The sequence below is a fragment of the Novosphingobium humi genome, assembly GCF_028607105.1.
Classification (GTDB): domain Bacteria; phylum Pseudomonadota; class Alphaproteobacteria; order Sphingomonadales; family Sphingomonadaceae; genus Novosphingobium; species Novosphingobium humi.
In genome coordinates this window covers 986,379-1,005,080 of record NZ_CP117417.1, presented here as the reverse complement: position 1 = coordinate 1,005,080, position 18,702 = coordinate 986,379, and the positions used below count along the sequence as shown (strand labels likewise).

General features: G+C 64.3%; 23 protein-coding genes. 14 read left to right on the top strand and 9 right to left on the bottom strand.

Annotation, left to right across the window (positions count from 1 at the left end; all coding sequences use genetic code 11):
• Positions 1 to 2 precede the first annotated feature (2 nt).
• From PQ457_RS04545 to pspF, 5 genes are all read right to left on the bottom strand, one after another.
• Positions 3 to 755, bottom strand: a complete 753-nt coding sequence (locus tag PQ457_RS04545) for a DUF448 domain-containing protein (protein ID WP_273618580.1) — start codon at positions 753 to 755, stop codon at positions 3 to 5.
• Positions 736 to 2,376 (bottom strand): transcription termination factor NusA, encoded by a 1,641-nt coding sequence (gene nusA, locus PQ457_RS04540; protein WP_273618579.1) that lies wholly within the window; start codon positions 2,374 to 2,376, stop codon positions 736 to 738. The genes PQ457_RS04545 and nusA overlap by 20 nt, the downstream gene beginning before the upstream one ends.
• Positions 2,377 to 2,378: 2 nt before the next feature.
• Entirely contained in the window at positions 2,379 to 2,951 is a 573-nt protein-coding gene (rimP, locus tag PQ457_RS04535; RefSeq protein ID WP_273618578.1) for a ribosome maturation protein RimP, read from the bottom strand.
• 145 nt (positions 2,952 to 3,096) lie between these two features.
• Positions 3,097 to 3,867: a ParA family protein gene (locus PQ457_RS04530; protein WP_273618577.1), complete on the bottom strand. Its 771-nt coding sequence runs from the start codon at positions 3,865 to 3,867 to the stop codon at positions 3,097 to 3,099.
• A gap of 69 nt (positions 3,868 to 3,936) precedes the next feature.
• Complete coding sequence (pspF, locus tag PQ457_RS04525) at positions 3,937 to 4,962, bottom strand: phage shock protein operon transcriptional activator (RefSeq protein ID WP_273618576.1); 1,026 nt, start codon at positions 4,960 to 4,962, stop codon at positions 3,937 to 3,939.
• Positions 4,963 to 5,336: 374 nt separating this feature from the next.
• Between pspF and pspA the strand changes: the two genes are divergently transcribed.
• From pspA to PQ457_RS04480, 9 genes are read left to right on the top strand one after another with little or no spacing between them, the layout of a single operon-like run.
• Positions 5,337 to 6,050, top strand: coding sequence for a phage shock protein PspA (pspA, locus tag PQ457_RS04520; protein ID WP_273619245.1), 714 nt, complete (start codon positions 5,337 to 5,339; stop codon positions 6,048 to 6,050).
• A 3-nt stretch (positions 6,051 to 6,053) separates the two neighbouring features.
• The gene (gene pspB, locus PQ457_RS04515) at positions 6,054 to 6,359 is read left to right on the top strand and encodes an envelope stress response membrane protein PspB (protein WP_273618575.1); all 306 of its coding nucleotides are present in this window, start codon (positions 6,054 to 6,056) and stop codon (positions 6,357 to 6,359) included.
• Positions 6,356 to 6,733 (top strand): envelope stress response membrane protein PspC, encoded by a 378-nt coding sequence (gene pspC, locus PQ457_RS04510; RefSeq protein WP_168602428.1) that lies wholly within the window; start codon positions 6,356 to 6,358, stop codon positions 6,731 to 6,733. Before pspB ends, pspC begins: the two co-directional genes overlap by 4 nt.
• 26 nt (positions 6,734 to 6,759) lie before the next feature.
• Positions 6,760 to 7,050, top strand: a complete 291-nt coding sequence (locus PQ457_RS04505) for a hypothetical protein (RefSeq protein ID WP_273618574.1) — start codon at positions 6,760 to 6,762, stop codon at positions 7,048 to 7,050.
• A 21-nt stretch (positions 7,051 to 7,071) separates the two neighbouring features.
• Positions 7,072 to 7,362, top strand: coding sequence for a hypothetical protein (locus PQ457_RS04500; protein WP_273618573.1), 291 nt, complete (start codon positions 7,072 to 7,074; stop codon positions 7,360 to 7,362).
• A 27-nt stretch (positions 7,363 to 7,389) separates the two neighbouring features.
• Positions 7,390 to 7,659 (top strand): hypothetical protein, encoded by a 270-nt coding sequence (locus PQ457_RS04495; RefSeq protein ID WP_273618572.1) that lies wholly within the window; start codon positions 7,390 to 7,392, stop codon positions 7,657 to 7,659.
• Between the two features lie 23 nt (positions 7,660 to 7,682).
• A complete protein-coding gene (locus PQ457_RS04490; RefSeq protein ID WP_273618571.1) occupies positions 7,683 to 7,916 on the top strand; it encodes a hypothetical protein in 234 nt (77 codons plus the stop codon).
• A gap of 25 nt (positions 7,917 to 7,941) precedes the next feature.
• The gene (locus PQ457_RS04485) at positions 7,942 to 8,349 is read left to right on the top strand and encodes a SufE family protein (RefSeq protein ID WP_172339248.1); all 408 of its coding nucleotides are present in this window, start codon (positions 7,942 to 7,944) and stop codon (positions 8,347 to 8,349) included.
• A gap of 7 nt (positions 8,350 to 8,356) precedes the next feature.
• Complete coding sequence (locus tag PQ457_RS04480; protein ID WP_273618570.1) at positions 8,357 to 8,707, top strand: YbaN family protein; 351 nt, start codon at positions 8,357 to 8,359, stop codon at positions 8,705 to 8,707.
• A gap of 233 nt (positions 8,708 to 8,940) precedes the next feature.
• Here PQ457_RS04480 and PQ457_RS04475 read toward each other — a convergent pair whose 3' ends face one another.
• From PQ457_RS04475 to tpiA, 3 genes are all read right to left on the bottom strand, one after another.
• On the bottom strand, positions 8,941 to 10,572 hold the full coding sequence (locus PQ457_RS04475) for a CTP synthase (protein ID WP_273618569.1): 1,632 nt from the start codon (positions 10,570 to 10,572) through the stop codon (positions 8,941 to 8,943).
• A 178-nt stretch (positions 10,573 to 10,750) separates the two neighbouring features.
• Positions 10,751 to 11,092 carry a preprotein translocase subunit SecG gene (secG, locus tag PQ457_RS04470; RefSeq protein ID WP_168602421.1) on the bottom strand — a complete coding sequence of 114 codons (342 nt, stop codon included), beginning with the start codon at positions 11,090 to 11,092 and terminating at the stop codon, positions 10,751 to 10,753.
• A gap of 127 nt (positions 11,093 to 11,219) precedes the next feature.
• Positions 11,220 to 11,972, bottom strand: a complete 753-nt coding sequence (gene tpiA / locus PQ457_RS04465; protein WP_273618568.1) for a triose-phosphate isomerase — start codon at positions 11,970 to 11,972, stop codon at positions 11,220 to 11,222.
• A gap of 287 nt (positions 11,973 to 12,259) precedes the next feature.
• Here tpiA and PQ457_RS04460 point away from each other — a divergent pair, with 287 nt between their 5' ends.
• Genes PQ457_RS04460 through trpC form a run of 5 tightly spaced genes read left to right on the top strand, consistent with a single transcriptional unit; the run spans position 12,260 to position 18,120 of the window.
• On the top strand, positions 12,260 to 14,185 hold the full coding sequence (locus tag PQ457_RS04460; RefSeq protein ID WP_273618567.1) for a peptidyl-prolyl cis-trans isomerase: 1,926 nt from the start codon (positions 12,260 to 12,262) through the stop codon (positions 14,183 to 14,185).
• Positions 14,186 to 14,211: 26 nt separating this feature from the next.
• Positions 14,212 to 15,753 (top strand): anthranilate synthase component I family protein, encoded by a 1,542-nt coding sequence (locus PQ457_RS04455; protein ID WP_273618566.1) that lies wholly within the window; start codon positions 14,212 to 14,214, stop codon positions 15,751 to 15,753.
• Positions 15,750 to 16,343, top strand: a complete 594-nt coding sequence (locus tag PQ457_RS04450; protein ID WP_273618565.1) for an anthranilate synthase component II — start codon at positions 15,750 to 15,752, stop codon at positions 16,341 to 16,343. The genes PQ457_RS04455 and PQ457_RS04450 overlap by 4 nt, the downstream gene beginning before the upstream one ends.
• A complete protein-coding gene (gene trpD / locus PQ457_RS04445) occupies positions 16,340 to 17,335 on the top strand; it encodes an anthranilate phosphoribosyltransferase (protein WP_273618564.1) in 996 nt (331 codons plus the stop codon). Before PQ457_RS04450 ends, trpD begins: the two co-directional genes overlap by 4 nt.
• Positions 17,332 to 18,120 carry an indole-3-glycerol phosphate synthase TrpC gene (gene trpC, locus PQ457_RS04440; RefSeq protein WP_273618563.1) on the top strand — a complete coding sequence of 263 codons (789 nt, stop codon included), beginning with the start codon at positions 17,332 to 17,334 and terminating at the stop codon, positions 18,118 to 18,120. The genes trpD and trpC overlap by 4 nt, the downstream gene beginning before the upstream one ends.
• On the opposite strand, the gene PQ457_RS04435 is transcribed toward trpC, so the two are convergent.
• Positions 18,117 to 18,677, bottom strand: a complete 561-nt coding sequence (locus PQ457_RS04435) for an NUDIX hydrolase (protein ID WP_273618562.1) — start codon at positions 18,675 to 18,677, stop codon at positions 18,117 to 18,119. The two genes, trpC and PQ457_RS04435, sit on opposite strands and share 4 nt — an antisense overlap.
• Positions 18,678 to 18,702 lie beyond the last annotated feature (25 nt).

The following is an 18,702-nucleotide window of genomic DNA, read 5'->3' as shown; positions in this document are numbered from 1 at the left end:
TCTCAATTCGTCTCAGCCGGCGACTCGCAGTCGTCGGCGTCATCATGATGTGCGTCCGGTTCGGCGGCATCGCCACCAAAGCCTTGATTATCTTTGGCAAGATAGTGATTCAGGCGCGCGAGCAAGGGGGCCAGCCTTTCGGCCGATGCCCGGTCGGTCAACGCCAGATGCACGACATTGTCGCGGCCCAATGCCACAGACAGGGCCGCCCGGTCCAGTGGCAAGGTATCACCCTTTTCACCACTGCCCTCGGTTTCCCTGCCCACGCGCCAGGCCTGATCCAGCTTGCGATTGCCATCCTCGCCCGCATCGGCGGCATGGGCCAGCCATGCAACCCGCCCCATGCGCGCGTTTTCGGCGATGCGGTCCGAGCCGACCAGCAGGCGCCCGCTGCGCATTTCCAGCCCCAGCCGGTCGGTAAAGGCACGCGTCAAAGCGGCCTCGATCCTTTCGGGCAGGTCATCGGGAATGGCAATCTTCGCGCCCTTGTAGGCCCGCGCCAGAGCGCCCTTCAGACGCCCCTTGGCCATGGCCTGCACCAGTTCATCCTTGCGCACGCCGATCCACGCCCCGCGCCCCGGCGCCTTGGCCAGAGCATCGGGGGCGACAAAGGCGACCCCATCAGGCCCATCGGGCGAAATCGCCAGACGGATCAGCGCATCGCGCGGGGCCACCTCGCCGGAAAGGATGCATTTCCTTTCCGGCCCGGCGTCAGCAATGTCGGAGCTTACGCGCTCATTGCGAGGAATCCGCATCGGCGGCTCCCCCGTCTACTTCCGGTTCCTCGTCGGTGAACCAGTGCGCGCGCGCGGCCATGATGATCTCGTTGCCCTGTTCCTCGCTCAGGCCATATTCGCCCAGAACGCCACCACGGCTGACTTCCTCGCGCTTTTCATCACGCTTGTCGTCGCGCTTGTCATTGCGACGGCGCTGGTCATTGGCGCGCTTCTTGGCGATCAGTTCGTCGGTGGCCAGATCGGCCAGATCGTCGAGCGTCTTGATCCCCGCCTTGCCCAGCGTGACCAGCATGGTTTCATTCAGATGCGGCAGTTCGGCCAGCGCATCCTCGACGCCCAGCGCGCGGCGCTCCTGACGGGCGGCCTCCTCGCGGCGGTCGAGCGCTTCCTGCGCGCGATTCTGGAGCTCTTCGGCCAGCTCTTCGTCGAAGCCTTCGATCTGCGCCAGTTCGGCGATTTCGATATAGGCGACTTCCTCCAGCTCGCTGAAGCCCTCGGCCACCAAGAGCTGCGAGAGGGTTTCATCGACATCCAGCTCTTCCTCGAACAGCTTGGACTTTTCGGCGAATTCCTTCTGGCGCTTTTCGCTCGCCTCGGCCTCGGTCATGATGTCGATCTGACGGCCGGTCAGCTGGCTGGCCAAACGCACGTTCTGACCGCGGCGGCCGATGGCAAGGCTGAGCTGATCGTCGGGAACCACGACCTCGATGCGGCCTTCTTCCTCGTCGATCACCACACGCGACACGGTGGCGGGCTGAAGCGCGTTCACCACAAAGGTGGCGGTGTCTTCGCTCCAGGGGATGATGTCGATCTTTTCGCCCTGCATTTCCTGCACGACGGCCTGCACGCGGCTGCCCTTCATGCCGACGCAGGCGCCGACCGGGTCGATGCTCGAATCGCGGCTGATGACGCCGATCTTGGCGCGGCTGCCCGGATCGCGGGCGGCGGCCTTGATCTCGATGATGTTGTCGTAGATTTCAGGCACTTCCTGCGCAAACAGGCGCTTCATGAAATCGGGATGCGCGCGGCTCAGGAAAATCTGCGGGCCGCGGTTCTGACGCTCGACCTTGAGGATCAGCGCACGCACGCGCTCACCAACGCGGGCGGTTTCGCGCGGGATCTGCTGATCACGGCGGATCACGCCCTCGGCGCGGCCAAGGTTGACGATCACATGGCCGAATTCGACCGACTTGATCACGCCCGTCACGATTTCGCCCGCGCGGTCCTTGAACTCGGCATACTGGCGGTCGCGCTCGGCATCGCGCACCTTCTGGAAGATGACCTGCTTGGCGCTTTGCGCGTCAATGCGGCCCAGATCCACCGGGGGCAGCGGATCGACGATGAAGTCGCCGATCTTGGCGTCCTTCTGCAGCTTTTCCGCCGCCTTCAGGTCAACCTGCTTGAAGTAGTCGTCAACATGCTCGACCACTTCCACCACGCGCCACAGGCGCAGATCGCCGGTGCGCGGGTCCAGCTTGGCGCGAATGTCGTTTTCGGCGCCATAGCGGTTGCGGGCCGACTTCTGAATGGCCTCTTCCATCGCCTCGATAACGATCGCCTTGTCGATCATCTTCTCGGTGGCAACGGCTGTCGCAATCGCGAGCAGTTCGGCGCGGTTGGCGGAAATCGCACTGGCCATAATCAGTCTTCCTGCGTTTCGGTTTCTTCGTCGATCTCGTCGAAATCTTCATCGAGATCAATGGGTTTGGTTGCGGCCAGCAAGCGATCGGTCAACACCAGCTTGGCGGAATGAATATCGGCGAAGGGGAAAGTGACGCGGCCCGATTTCTTGTCGTCCAGCGCGATCACCTCGCCCTCGACCGAAACAAGATTGCCCACCACGCTCTTGCGATTGCCATCGACGGGCACGGTCAGATTGACCTTGGCCTCATGGCCGATCCAGGCGGTGAAATCCTTGAGACGCGTAAGCGGGCGGTCGATGCCGGGCGAGCTGACCTCAAGGCGATAAGCCTCCTCGATCAGCGTCTCGCCCGCCTCTTCCAGAGCGTCGATCTTGTCCGAAATGCGGTGCGACAGCGCCACGCAATCGCCGATCACCAATTGCCCGGTTTCGGGGCGCTCGGCCATGATCTGCAGCGTATGCTCCTCATCGCCCACGTCCGACTTGCCGAACAGAATCACGCGCACAAGATCAAGGCCAAGGGCTTTCACCTCTGGTTCGACAATCTCAGTAATGCGCGCGATATTGGCCATGTAAGTTCCTGTAATGGGCAGACATTGTGCAATGCGATTTCGCGCCGGCCCCTTCCGGCGCCAGCCCCGCTTTGCTTCACAATGTCGGGATTGATCGGCCCATTACGCCTGTTTTGAGCCGAATGCAAGGGGGTGGGTTAGGAGATCACCCCTTCACCCACCCTTCATCCGTCGCCTGCGTCAGCCACACCCCGCTGCCCAGCATCAATTCCGCGCGCGCCAGCACATTGTCCACCGCCAGCATGGCCGCGCTCTTACCCGCAAATTCGGCCAGAGGCGCCTGCTTCTGCCCCATCTGTTCGATCACGCTGGCATGGGGGATTGCGGGCCAGTCGGGATGGGACTCGACGATCTCGCGGTGCATCGCCTTGCGCCGGTCCACCATGGAGAGAACCGGCAGAATACCCGGCGCCTTGCCGCCGCGCTCGGCCGCCAGATGATCCTTCACCTGATCGAGCGTGCGCATCGCCAGCGGCGCGGGCAACAGGGGCACCACCAGCAGATCGGCCGCGCGGAAAATCTGGTCCGAAATCCCGCCCAGACCCGGCGGGCAATCCACCACGATCCGGTCATAATCGGGCGACAGGCTCTCCAGCAGTTTCTTCAAACGCTTGGGCTTGTCATCAGCCAGATCGCTTTCCAAATGGCGCAGCGACAGATCCGCAGCGATCAGGTCGAGTTCGGGCCAGTTGGTCGGCACAATCGCATCGGCAGGATCAGCGTCGCGGGCAAAAATCTTCTTCGCCTTCGCCGCCGCCCCCGCCTGACCCAACAGGAACGCCACCGCCCCCTGCGCGTCAATATCCCAGATCAGTGTCCTTTTGCCCGACACCGCAAAACCATGCGCCAGATTGACCGCCAGCGAGGATTTTCCCACCCCGCCCTTCATGCTGTAAACCGCGATCACCTTGCCCATGCGCGCGCCTTTCTCAGATTTGCGCGCAACTTAGCCCCCGCGCCGCCCAAGTCAAAGCGGATGATGGCGTCAAAGCAGATGATGCTTGCGCATTGTATGGCGCAACTGGTCATAGGTCAGGCCCAGCGCCTTGGCGGTCTGACGCTGGTTGTATCGGTGGCGGGCAAGGGCGGCCTCGACGATGGCCTTTTCATGCGCATCCACCGCCCCGCGCAGATCCGACACACCGGCCAGATCGCCCGCCATAACGGGCGCGGGCGCGGCCTCATGATCGGCGGCGCGCAGCGATTGGGTCGGCTTCCATGGCGAATCGAAAGGATCAAAGGTGATTTCGGCAATCGGCATTTCCGGGCTGTCGCTGCGATAGACCGCCCGCTCGATCACATTGCGCAGCTCACGCACATTGCCCGGCCAGTGATATTTCTCCAGCGCCGCCGCCGCCGCCCCGCTGAACCCCGGCCAGCGGTCCCAGCCCATCTCGCTGGCCATGCGCCGCCCGAAATATTCGGCCAGCACCGCAATATCCCCTTCGCGCGCGCGAAGGGGCGGCAGGGTGATGACCTCGAAACTCAAACGGTCGAGTAGGTCGGCGCGAAACCGCCCCTCGCGCGCCATGCGGGGCAGATCCTCATTGGTGGCCGCCACGATGCGCACATCCACCCGCAGCGGGCGAGAGGCCCCGATCCGCGTCACCTCGCCATATTCCACCGCGCGCAGCAGGCGCTCCTGCGCGCCCATGGAGAGCGTGCCCAGTTCATCGAGGAACAGTGTGCCGCGATCCGCCTCTTCGAACCGCCCCGCCCGCGCCCGTGTCGCGCCGGTAAAGGCCCCCGCCTCATGCCCGAACAATTCCGCCTCGATCAGCGTTTCAGGCATGGCCGCGCAATTGAGCGTCACCAATGGCTCGTCCCAGCGCGAGGACAGGCGGTGGAGGCGTTCGGCAATCAACTCCTTGCCCGTCCCCCGCTCGCCGATCACCAGCACCGGGCGGCGCAGGGGCGCAGCGCGACTGGCGCGCTCGACGGCATCGAGGAAGGCGCCCGACTGGCCGATGAATTGCGTGTCGCGCGGAGCATGGTGGGGAGATAGCGCCATGAATTGCCTATCCTTGGTAAAATTTCCCGAAGTTTGGCAAAACCCACAAATTCCGTCAAGCGCCGCCCGCAGCAAAACCCCCGATTTCCGCGCCATCGGCAAATTGGCACGGGCTTTGCGCTATACCCTGCATGACCAAACTTTCGCCTCTGGACCCTATCGCCCATGCCGACACCCCCGGCATGGCCGGCGCATCGCCGACACACTCGATGCGCATCCCCCGGGGTCTGGCGAAAGACGGGCCGGAGGGCCTGTTCGCCCGCTCGTCGGGTGATGATCGCGCAACGCCCCTGCGTGATCGGGCATCTTCCCCTCCGGCCCGGTTTTTTTCGCTTCAGGATTTCTCGCGCGGCCACAACAGGCTAGAACGGGAAATCGAGAAACTGCAATCCAATCCACCTTCGGGAGCAAGCCGCATGGGCATTTTCAGCCGCACCCGCGACATTATCGCCGCCAATTTCTCCGATCTTCTGGAAAAGGCCGAAGACCCGTCCAAGATGATCCGCATGATCATCCTCGAAATGGAGGAAACGCTGGTCGAAGTGCGCGCGTCGGCCGCCCGCACCATCGCCGATCAAAAGGAGATGCGCCGCCATATCGCCAAGCTTGATCGCCTTCAGGCCGATTGGGGCGAAAAGGCACAACTGGCCCTCTCGAAAGACCGCGAGGATCTGGCCCGCGCCGCGCTGGTCGAAAAGCGCAAGGCGTCGGACATGGCCGACCAGCTGCAATCGGAAGTCTCGGTGCTCGACGATTCTCTGCGCGCCTTTGAGGCCGACATCGAAAAGCTCCAGACCCGCCTGCGCGAGGCCCGCAGCCGCCAGACCGCGATTGCCGCCCGTCTGGAAAGCGCGGAAAACCGCGTGAAGCTGCGCACGCTGCTGGCCAGCGAGCGGGTGGATGAGGCGATGGCCCGCTTTGATGCGCTGGAGCGCCGCGTCGATTATGCCGAGGGCCGCGCCGATGCGCTGGGCCTGGCCGACAATGCCAAGCCCACGCTGGCCGACGAGATCGCCGCCCTCGCCTCTGGCGACAAGGTGGACGAGGAGCTTGAGGCCATGAAGCGCGCCTTGAAGAAGGAGGGCTAAGCCATGGATATCGTGCCTCTGGTGGCCATTTGCGCGCTCTTCATCGGCCTGCCGTGGATCATCCTGCATTATGTCACCAAGTGGAAAACCTCTGCCACGCTGACATCGGATGACGAGGCGCTGCTGGAGGAACTCTATCAACTGGCCCGGCGGCTGGATGAAAGGATGGACACAGTCGAGCGCCTCGTCGCCTCCGAGCATCCCGAATTCCATCCGGCGGTTCCGATGCCCAACCGCGAAATCGACAACCAGCCGCTGCGCGAAATAGATCGTATGCGCGCCCGCTCTTCCGACAGGAGCTTTCGATGAACCCGATCCACACCCGTTTTTACCGTGACAAGGCCAATGGCAAGTTCATGGGCGTTTGCGCCGGGATTGCCGATTATACCGGAATTGACGTGCTCTGGGTGCGGATCGCCACGCTGGTCCTGCTCTCGATGAGCGGGGGCACCGCCTGGGTGATCTATTTCGGCATCGGCTTTCTGGCGCCCGACAAGCCCCGCGCGCTCTATACCGACCGCGAGGAGCAGCGTTTCTGGCAGGGTGTGCGTCAGTCGCCGGGCCGCACCACCCGCGAGGTCCGCGCCAAGTTCCGCGATCTGGACCGTCGCCTGGCCGCGGTGGAGGACTACTATGTCTCCTCCAACCCGCGCCTGTCCGAAGAAATCGAAAAGCTGCGCTGAAAGCCCAGCATTTAGGGGGAAATTCCATGTCCGCTGGCACTATTGGCGCGTTCATTCCGATTGTCGCGCTTTCGATCCCGATCGTGGCGATCTGGACCAGGCACAAGACCCGCATCGCCGAAATGCAGATCCGCGCCACCGCCGATGACACGGCCGAACGCGCCGCCCAATACGCTGCCAAGACGCAGGAACTGGAAGACCGGGTGCGCGTGCTGGAGCGTATCGTCACCGACAAGGGCTATGACATTGCCGCGCAAATCGAGGCCCTGCGCGACACCAAGGCGGTCGAGGATTACCGCCGCGATCCGCTCAACTGATCCCTCTTCGGAGCGACTGCCATGAACTTCTGGGAAGCCATTGTTCTCATTGTCATCGTCACCTCGGTCGCCAAAGTGTTTCAGGCGGGCCTCTACAGCCGGTCGGGCCGCGCGCGCCGCGTGACCATCGATGACAAGGGCAAGCAGACCATCATCGAACACGCCGACAATGCCGATGCCGATATCCGCAACCAGCGCCTGCAGGGCGAGGTCGAGGAATTGCGCGAACGCATCAAGGTGCTTGAACGCATCGCCACCGAGGACCGCAAGGCTCGCGATCTGGCCGATGAAATTGAATCGCTCCGTCGATAAGAGGGGCCGATAAAGAGGTTTGAAGCCATGTTGCATGATTTCATTCACAGCCTTGCGCCATTGATGTGGACCGGTATCGTCCTGACCGCCATCGTCCTGCGCCACCGGCGCAAGATGGCCGCCATGGCCTATGGCGAGACGCAGCCCGCCCCCCATGCCGAGGCGCCCCATGCCGCCGAAGTCGAGGCCCTGCGCGAACGCATCCGCGTACTGGAACGCATCGCCACCTCATCCTCGCTCGAAGGGCGCAGCGCAGAGCGCCTCTCGGCCGAAATCGAAGCCCTGCGCGACCGATAAACCCCTTCCTCGGAGTATCCCCCATGGACAGCCTGACCCTGCCCGAACTGGTCTCCGCCCTGACGGCCCTCGCCATGCTCAGCATCGCCTTGTTGCGCGGCTGGTCTGGATGGCTGGCGCTCAAGCACCGCGAGCTTGATGTGGTGAGCAAGGCAGACCAGCCCGCCCAGCCCTCGGCCACCCATCGCATCGAGATCGCCGACCTGAAAGAACGCATCCGCAAGCTGGAAGCGATCGCCGCCGGGGTTGATTTGTAAGCCCCATGGGCGCTATCGCATCCCCATGCGCAGCCTTTCCGATATTGCTGAGGAATATGAATTCCTCGAAGCCGACGAACGTTACCGCCTGTTGATCGAACTGGGCCGCGAACTGGACCCGATGCCCGACGCGCTGAAAACCGACGCCACGCTGGTGCGCGGATGTTCGGCCAGCGTCTGGGTCTATCCGGTGGAACAGGGCGACCGGCTGCAATTCCTGGCCGATTCGAACGCGGCGATCACCAAGGGCATCATCGCGCTGGTTCTCTCGGCGGTGCAGGGCAAGCCCGCCGATGAAGTGGCCGCGATGGACATTGCCGAGGCGCTGGCCCCGTTTGATCTGAAAAACCAGCTTTCCAGCAACCGGACGCAGGGCGTGCCCAATATGATCGCGCTGATCAAGGACCACGCATCGCGGCTCGCAGCGGGCTGAACCGGGAATGCGCCGCCACCTTTATCAGGCGGGCGGCCTGTTCTTTGTCGGCCTTGGCATTGTGGGTGCGTTTCTGCCGCTTTTGCCCACGGTGCCGTTCCTGCTGCTGGCGCTTTTCTGCTTTGCCCGCTCCAACCCCGCGTGGGAGCAGCGCCTGCTCGATCATCCCACCTATGGCCCACCCCTGCGCCAATGGCGCGAGCGGCGCGCGATCCCGCGCCGGGCCAAAAAAGCCGCGCTGATCGCCATGGGCGTTTCGGTGGGGATTACGGCGTTTACGGCGAGGTGGCCGTGGGTGTTGATCCCGGCGGGGGTGATGGTTCTGTCGGGGACGTGGATCTGGACAAGGGCGGAATAGAAAGATGAATGCGAGGGTCTAGAGCCTCACGCTCCCTTTACTGTCTTCGTGGTGCCAAGGGCTCGGCGTTGTGGGTCGGACGCACCGTTTCAAAATTAAAGCCTGCGGTGCCAATCAAATGCGCCGCAGGCTTTAATGATTACCGCACAGGGCCTCAAACCCACCCCCATTAACAGGATTGCAAAGGGACCAAGTCCCTTTGCCCGCCGGAGGCACCTTTAAACCTTGAACCCTTAAACCAACCGAGCCTGACGCAACGCCGCGCCGATAAACCCAGCAAACAGCGGATGCGGCTCGAACGGACGGCTCTTGAGTTCGGGGTGGAACTGCACGCCCACGAACCACGGATGGTCCGGCCGCTCGACGATTTCGGGCAGCAGACCGTCGGGCGACATGCCCGAGAACACCAGCCCGCCCTGCTCCAGCGCCTCGCGGTAATGCGAGTTCACTTCGTAACGGTGGCGGTGGCGTTCGCTGATCGTCTCGCTGCCATAGATCGCCGCGACATGGCTGTTGCCCGCCAGCTTGGCTTCATAGGCACCAAGGCGCATCGTGCCGCCCAGATCGGTTTCGGCGGTGCGCTGTTGCAGCCCCTCTTCGCTCATCCATTCGGTGATGATGCCGACGACCGGTTCCTTGGTTTCGCCAAATTCGGTCGAGGAAGCGTCCGCGATCCCCGCCGTGTTGCGCGCGCCTTCGATGCAGGCCATCTGCATGCCGAGACAGATGCCAAAGAAGGGCACCTTGCGTTCGCGGGCAAAACGGACCGCCGAGATCTTGCCCTCGGTGCCGCGCTCGCCAAAGCCGCCGGGCACAAGGATGCCGTGGAGAGGTTCGAGGGTCGAGACGATCTCTTCCTCGTCCTTTTCAAAGATTTCGGCGTCGATCCACTTGATGTTGACCTTGACCTTGTTGGCAATGCCGCCATGCACCAACGCTTCGTTGAGCGACTTGTAGGCATCCTGCAGCACGACATATTTGCCCACCACGCCGATGGTCACTTCGCCTTCGGGGCTGCCATAGGTCTTGGTCAGTTCCTTCCAGCGGTCCAGCACCGGCTCGGGCGCGGTCAGGCCAAAGTGGTGCAGCACGGCATTGTCCAGCCCTTCGGCATGGTATTGCAGCGGCACGGCGTAAATGTTGGGCGCGTCAAGGGCCGGGATCACCGCTTCCTTGCGCACGTTGCAGAACAGCGCAATCTTGCTGCGCTCGTTCTCGGGCAGTTCCTGCTCGCAGCGGCACAGCAGCACGTCGGGCTGGATGCCATACGAGGTCAGTTCGCGCACCGAGTGCTGAGTCGGCTTGGTCTTCAACTCGCCCGCCGCCGCGATATAGGGCACCAGCGTGACATGGGCAAAGCAGGTCTGCTCGCGGCCCAGTTCATTGCGGAGCTGACGGATCGCCTCGATGAAAGGCAGGCCCTCGATGTCGCCCACCGTGCCGCCGATTTCGCAGAGCACGAAATCCAGATCCTCGGTGTCGGCCTGCGCAAAATCCTTGATCGCGTCGGTCACATGCGGGATCACCTGCACCGTCGCGCCCAGATAGTCGCCGCGGCGCTCCTTGGCGATGATCGTCTGATAGATCCGGCCCGAGGTGATGTTGTCGCTCTTGCGCGCCGAAACGCCGGTAAAGCGTTCATAATGCCCCAGATCGAGGTCGGTCTCTGCGCCATCGTCGGTCACAAAGACTTCGCCGTGCTGATACGGGCTCATGGTGCCGGGGTCGACGTTGAGATAGGGGTCGAACTTGCGGATGCGGACCTTGAAGCCACGCGCCTGCAACAAAGCGGCCAGTGAAGCCGCCATAAGACCCTTGCCCAGCGAGGAGACCACGCCGCCGGTGATGAAAATATACCGCGCCATGGGGATTGCGCCTTACCTTTTTTGAACCATCAATCCAAGCGCGCAATGCGCGCCAACGAGCAAGCAATCCACAGCCTTGTTCATGGACGCGCCAAAAACGCGCCGCAGACGGCGGAATGCCCAAACGCCAACCACCCCACCGCGGATGCGGCAGGGTGGCTGACACAAAAACACCGGATTACTTCTTGGCCGCGCCGGCCAGCGGATCGGCAGGAAGCGGAGCCGCAGGAGCGGCAGGAGCGGCAGCCGGGGCCGAAACGCTGCGATCAAGCGAGGTATCAACCTTCTGGCTCGACGCGCTGGCCACGGCCAGAGCCGCCAGCACAATCGAGAGGCCGACAAAGATCGCAGCCAGAACGCCCGTGCTGCGCGTCAGAAAGTCCGCCGCGCCGCGCGCCGACATGAATCCCGAAGGGCTGCCGCCAACGCCCAGACCGCCGCCTTCCGACTTCTGAATCAGGATCACCACGACCAGCATGGCCGCGACAATGGCCTGAAGCACAATAAGGAAGATGAACATGAAGCGCGACTCTCGACATGGCAGCCAGCAAAGGCCACCGCATGAATGGAATGGCGCGCATCTAGGCGCGCGCGAGCCCAGTTGCAAGGGGGTGCTTCCCCCTTGCCTTCATCCGGGCGGCGAACCTTCAGCCCTCGATCAGCATCGCGGCCGCGTTGATGATCGCGGCAAAGCTCTCCGCCGTCAGGCTGGCCCCGCCCACCAGCGCGCCGCCGACATCGGCCACACCCAGCAATTCCGAGGCATTGCCCGCATTGACCGAGCCGCCGTAAAGAATACGCACGCCCTTGCCCGCATCGCCATAGATCGACACCAGATCGGCGCGGATCGCGCGATGCATCGCGGCCACATCCTCCACCGAAGGCACACGGCCCGTGCCGATCGCCCAGACCGGCTCATAGGCCACGGCCAGACCCTCGGCGCCCTCGCTGGGCAGCGAGCCGTGCAACTGGCCCGAAACCACCGCTTCGGCCTGCCCGGCATCGCGCTCGGCCTCGGTTTCGCCCACGCACAGGATCACGCCCAGCCCCGCCGCGCGCGCGGCCACGGCCTTGGCCTGCACATCGGCATTGCTCTCGCCATGCAGACTGCGGCGCTCGCTATGACCCACGATGGTGAAGCGCGCACCGGCATCTTCAAGCATGGGCGCGGAAATGTCGCCGGTATAGGCGCCGCTGGGCTTGGCATGGACGTCCTGCCCACCCACGGCCATCGCCTGCGCCTCTTCGGCCATCGCATGGACCAGCGTGAAAGGCGGGGCGATGCCCACATCCACCGCCGGATAGCGGGCCGCGACGCGGTCGATCGCGCGCCCCTCGGCCAGCGTGGCGCGCAGGCCGTTCATCTTCCAGTTGCCGACGATATAGGGCCGCAAAGCCATGATCCCTTTGTCCTTCCTAAATCGCGGGGAGCCGGGCAACGGCCCGTCACAGGCTGCAAGCCGCCACGCTTCCCCAGCATGCGTATGCGCGCCTAGGGCAAGGAGGCGCCGCTTGTCAAAAGGCGCGTGGCCGACAACCCACCGAAAAGACACAAACGCAGCATAAAGGCACCACAAATTTGCGCGCCTGCGCCGCTTGCGAGATCCAGCCAAGCCGCCTAAAGCCGCCTGCTGATGGTTTTGACGGCGCGCGCCTTTGGGCGGGGCCGCGGTGACGGGTTGGTTTGATGCTGCAAGTGTTCCGCAAGTTCTTCCACTCCTCGGTGGGCGTGTTCGCCGCGCTGGGGCTGATCGTGATGCTGGCTCTGGCGTTTGCCGCGGGCGATGTGTCGAACATGATCTCATCGGGCAGCATCACCGGGGGCGACCGCGTCGCCAAGGTGGACGGCACGCCCATCGGCACCGCGCAACTGACCAAACAGATGCAGCAGGCCGTGGAAATCACCCGCCAGCAGCAGCCCGGCATCACAATGAAGAGCTTTCTGGCCGAAGGCGGGCTCGATCTGGTGCTGGACCAGATGATCGACGGCGAGGCGCAGATGGCCTTTGGCCGCAAGATCGGCGTCGTTGCGGGCAAGCGTCTGGTCGACAGCGAACTGGCCAAGATCCCGGCGTTTCAGGGCGCGGGCGGCAAGTTTGACCAGAACGCCTATCTTTCGGTTCTGGCCCAGCGCCAGATGAACGATGCCGATGTGCGCGATAGTTTCGCGCGCGATCTGGTCTCGCGCCAGTTGCTGGCCCCGGCACAGTTCGGCGCCACCCTGCCCCAGAGCGCGGTGATGCAATATGCCGCCTTGCTCAAGGAACATCGCGCCGGTTCGGCGGCCATGCTGCCCTCGGCAGCCTTTGCGCCCAAGGGCCTGCCCACGCAGGCCGAGGTGAACGCATGGTACAACAACCACAAGGCCGCCTATACCGTGCCCGAACGCCGCGTGATTCGTTACGCCCGCTTCGACGAATCGGTCATCAAACAGTCCTCGGCCCCGACCGATGCCGAAGTGGCCGCACGCTTCAAGGCCAATGCCGCTCAATATGGCGCCAGCGAAACCCGCAAGGTCTCGCAGGTCATCGTCATCAGCGAGAGCATGGCCAAGGACATTGCGGCCGCCGTGGCCAAGGGCGAAAGCCTTGAGGCCGCCGCCAAGGCCAAGGGCCTCTCGGTCGCCTCGCTGGGCGCGGTCAGCAAGGCTGATCTGACCATCAAGAGCAGCGCCGCCGTGGCCGAGGCCGCCTATGCCGCCAAGGCAGGCGCCACCGTCGGCCCGGTCAAGGGCGCGCTGGGCTGGGCGCTGGTGCGCGTGGATGCCATCGACGCCAAGCCCGCCCGCACGCTCGAACAGGTGAAGGGCGAAATCACCGCTGCCCTGACCGAGGAAAAGCGCAAGGCCGCGCTGGCCGCGCTGACCGAGAAGGTGAACGATGATTTCGGCAAGGGCGGCGCGCTGTCCGACACCGCCAAGGAACTGGGCCTGACCATGGCCGAAACCCCGCTGCTGACGGCCAAGACGCCCGCTGGCATGGGCCTGCCGGCCGACCTCGCCCCGATCCTGCCCGCCGCCTTTGGCATGGACCACGAAGGCCAGCCCCAGATCAGCGAACTGGTCGCGGGCAAGAGCTTCGTGATCTTTGACGTGACCAAGATTATCCCCGCCGCCCCGGCCCCGCTTGACCAGATCAGCGCGCAGGTGATGGCCGACATCCAGCTTGAAAAAGGCTCGGTCGCCGCGCGCGCCGCCGCGATGAAACTGCTGGCCGCGGGCAAGAAGGGCGGCGATCTGGCCGCCGAAGTTGCCAAGCTGGGCGTGGCCCTGCCCCCGGTGCAGCAGATGAATCTGGGCCGTGAGGAAATCATGTCGCGCGGCGGGCAGATCCCGCCTGCGGTGGCCATGTTCTTCGGCATGGCGCCCGGCACGACCAAGCTGATCCCGATCGCGGGCAACAAGGGCTTCATGGCCGTTCAATTGAAAGCCATCACGCCGGGCACCGTGGCCGCCAATGATCCGCTGATCGGGCAGGTCAAGGGCGAGCTCAATAATCTGGCCGCGCGCGAACAGGCCGAAAGCCTGCGCCGCGCGATCCGCACCGAAGTCAAGGTGGAGCGCAACGAAAGCACCATCAAGACCGTCGCCGCCACGCTGGCCGGCGGCAACTGACGTTCAATAACAAAAGCGAAAGACCAATGACCGACAACACCCATCGCCCAGAAAACTGGGACGCCGCCCTTTCCCTGCTGTCTGGCGGGAATCCGGCGCTGGTGTGGCGTCGCGTCATTGCCGACACCGAGACACCCGTGGGCGCGGCGGTCAAGCTGTTCGCGGGCGAGCGGGGCGATTTCCTGCTCGAATCGGTCGAGGGCGGCGAGGTGCGCGGGCGTTACAGCCTGCTGGGTCTGGCCCCCGATCTGGTGTTCCGCGCCACGGGTCATGCGGCCGAAATCAACCGCGTCTGGGCGCAGGACCGCGAGGCGTTTGAGCCTCTGGCAGGCGATGCTTTAAGCGAACTGCGGCGTCTGGTGGAAAGCTGCCGGATGGATGTGCCCGCCGCGCTGCCCCCGGCGCTGGCCTGCATCGTGGGCTATTTCGGCTATGAAACCTTTGGCCTCGTCGAAAAGCTGCCCCGCGCCCCGCAAAGCGCGTTAGAATTGCCCGACATGCTGTTTGTCCGCCCCACGGTGATCCTGGTGTTCGACCGGTTGGGCGATGAATTGTTTGCTGTCGCGCCGGTCTGGCCCTCGGGTCGCGCGCCTGAGGCTGCACTGGAAGTGGCACAGGAGCGGATTGATGACGCTCTGCGCGCGCTGGCCGCCCCCGCGCCCGAACCTGTGCGCGCCGCGCCCGACATGCCCATGCCGATGCCGACCCCGGTGATGGCGCCGGGCCGCTATGGCGAAATGGTCGAACGCGCCAAGCAATATATCGAGGCGGGCGACATCTTTCAGGTCGTGCTGGCCCAGCGCTTCACCGCGCCCTTTACCCTGCCACCGCTCTCGCTTTATCGGTCGCTGCGGCGGGTCAATCCCTCGCCCTTCCTCTATTTCCTCGACCTGCCCGGTTTTGCCGTGGTGGGCTCCAGCCCGGAAATTCTGGTGCGTGTGCGCGCCAAGGAAAACGGCGCGCGCGAAGTGACCATCCGGCCCATCGCGGGCACCCGCCCGCGCGGCAGGACTCCGGCCGAGGACAAGGCCAATGAGATCAGCCTGCTGGAAGATCAGAAAGAGCGCGCCGAACATCTGATGCTGCTCGATCTGGGGCGCAACGATGTGGGCCGCGTGGCCGCCAAGGGCACGGTCAAGGTCACCGAAAGCTACACTGTCGAGCGCTACAGCCATGTGATGCATATCGTTTCAAACGTGGTGGGCGAATTGGACACCAACCGGGCCGATGCGATTGACGCGGTCTTTGCCGGTTTCCCGGCGGGCACCGTGTCGGGCGCGCCCAAGGTGCGGGCGGGCCAGATCATCGCCGGTCTGGAGCCGGAAACGCGCGGCGCCTATGCGGGCGGCGTGGGCTATTTCGGGCCGGACGGCAATCTGGACAGTTGCATCGTGCTGCGCACCGGCATCGTCAAGGATGGCGTGCTGCACGTGCAGGCGGGCGCGGGCATCGTGGCCGACAGCGATCCGGTCTATGAACAGCGCGAATGCGAACATAAATCCGGCGCCCTCTTTGCCGCCGCCCGTGAGGCGGTGCGCGTGGCGCAGGAAGCGGGGTTTGGGCAATGAATAATAAAATCCTCGTCATCGACAATTACGACAGCTTCACCTGGAATCTGGTCCATTACATCATGGAATTGGGCGCCGAGGTGGAAGTAGTGCGCAATGACGCGTTGACCGCCGCGCAAGCGATTGACAGCGGCGCGGCCGGTTTCTTGCTTTCGCCCGGCCCCTGCACGCCCAATGAGGCCGGGATCAGCCTTGATCTGGTGGGCGCGGCGGCGGATGCGGGCAAACCCCTGCTGGGCGTATGCCTTGGCCATCAGTCCATCGGTCAGTATTTCGGCGGCACGGTGCAGCGCGGCGGCCTGATGCATGGCAAGACCAGCCCGGTCACCCATGACAACAGCGGCGTGTTCGAAGGCATCCCTTCGCCCTTTATCGCCACGCGGTATCACTCGCTGATCGTGACGGATATTCCGGCCTGCCTGCATGTGAACGCGCGCAGCGACGACGGGCATGTGATGGGCTTTCGCCATGTCTCGCTGCCGATCCACGGGGTGCAGTTTCACCCGGAAAGCATCGCCACCCAGCATGGCCATGCGATGCTGGCCAATTATCTGAAACTCTGCGGGATTGATGCCCGCATGCCCGCATGACCGCCCTGCCCGAGGTGACGGCCCACCCCTTTGACGAGGGTGAAGCCGAGAGCATTTTCGGTGCGATCCTTGACCGTCAGGTGTCCGACGAGGCGATTGCCGATTTTCTCGTCGCCCTGTCGGCACGCGGGGAAACATCGAGCGAAATCGCAGGCGCGGCGCGGGCGATGCGCGCGCGGATGATCGCGGTCCATGCGCCCGAAGGCGCCATTGATGTGTGCGGCACCGGGGGCGATGGGCATCATACGCTCAACGTGTCCACCGCCGTCTCGCTGGTGGTCGCGGCCTGTGGCGTGCCGGTGGCCAAGCATGGCAACCGGGCGGCCTCGTCCAAGGCGGGGGCGGCCGATACGCTGGAGGCTTTGGGCCTCAATCTGGCCCATGCCGGAGAGCGCGCCGAAAGCACGCTGGGCGAGATCGGCATCGCATTTCTGTTTGCACAGGCGCATCATCCCAGCCTCAAACATATCGCCCCGATCCGCCGGGCGCTGGGCACGCGCACGATTTTCAACCTGATGGGGCCGCTGGCCAATCCGGCGGGTGTGCGCCATCAACTGGTGGGCATCGCGCGCCCGGCCTATGTGCCGATCTATGCCGAGGCGATCCGCCGCCTCGGCACGGAGCGCAGCTTTGTCATTTCGGGCGACGAGGGGCTGGACGAACTCAGCCTTGCGGGCGGCAATGAAGTGGCTGATGTGCGCGGCGACGGGGTGGCGATGAAGCGGGTGACGCCTGCGGACGCGGGCCTGCCCGAATATCCGGTCGAGGCGATCAAGGGCGGCGATCCGGCCTATAATGCCGATGCTTTGCACCGCCTGCTGATGGGCGAGCATGGGGCCTACCGCGATGCGGTGCTGCTCAACGCTGCCGGTGCGCTGATGGTGGCGGGCGAGGTTTCCAACTGGCGCGAAGGCGCCGAAGAGGCCGCAGAGGCCATTGACAAGGGGCTGGCCAAAGGGCTGCTCGATTGCTGGATCAAGGCTTGCGAATGACCGACAAACTGACCCAAATCTGCGACACCAAGCGCGAGGAAGTTGCCGCGCGCAAGCCTTTGGCGAGCATCGCTGACCTCGACGCGCGCGCCAGCGAACAGACCCCCACGCGCGGGTTTGAGGCGGCGCTGCGCGCAAAGGCTGCGGGTGGCTTCGCGCTGATTGCCGAGATCAAGAAGGCCAGCCCGTCCAAGGGATTGATCCGTGCCGATTTCGATCCGCCAGCCCATGCCCGCGCCTATCAGGCGGGGGGTGCGGCCTGCCTGTCGATCCTGACCGATGCGCCCTATTTTCAGGGGCATGAGGATTACCTGATCGCGGCGCGCGCAGCCTGCGATCTGCCGGTCCTGCGCAAGGATTTCATGGTCGATCCGTGGCAGGTGGCCGAGGCCCGTGCCATCGGGGCCGATGCGATCCTGATCATCGTGGCGGCCCTGTCGGACGCCCAGATGGCCGAGATCGAGGCCGCCGCCATCGAGCGCGGGATGTCCGTTCTGGTCGAGGTGCATGACGAGGAAGAGATGGCGCGCGCCGCCAATCTCAAATCGCGCCTGATCGGGGTGAACAACCGCAACCTGAAAACCTTCAAGACCGACATCGCCACCACCGAGCGCCTTGCCCCACTCGCGCCAGAGGGCACGTTGCTGGTGGCCGAGAGCGGGATCAACACCCATGCCGACCTGCTGCGTCTGGCCCCTTGCGGGGCGCGGACTTTCCTTGTCGGGGAAAGCCTGATGCGGCAGGCCGATGTGAGCGCGGCAACCCGCGCCCTGCTGGGGTTTTAACTCCAGAGTTCGGGGTGGCGCAGCATCAGGGCCTGCGCCAGAATCAGCGTCTTGGCGTCCTCCAGCGTTCCGGCCATCACCCGGTCGCGCAGGGCGTCAAGGCTGATCTCGACCACGCTGATATGCTCGTCTTCATCCTCTGCCCCGCCGCCCGCGCCCACCCGGTCCGCAGCGCTGTATTCGGCCAGATAGAGCATCACCCGCTCGGTCGAAACCGGCGGGATGGGCCAGATATTGGCCAAAGGTTCGAGCGCGGAAAGGCGAATGCCGCCCTCCTCCATCGCCTCCTCATGGATGCGCTCCTCCGGGCTGGCCCCATCGAGTCCGCCTGCGATCGCCTCCAGCAAGGGGGGGTGGCCCGCATCGAGCACCGCCGCGCGCGGCTGGGTGATCAGCATCGCCACCCGCCGCGCCCGGTCAAAGGGGAGCACCGCCACCGCCTGTCCATTGTCGATCAGGTGACGTTCGGCCACGGTGCCGTCGGGCATCCGCAATTCCAGCCGGGAAAAGCGATACCAGCCATCATAAATCAAATGCCGGGCAATAATTTCGGCCATATTTCCCTATTCCCTCAAAATCTTG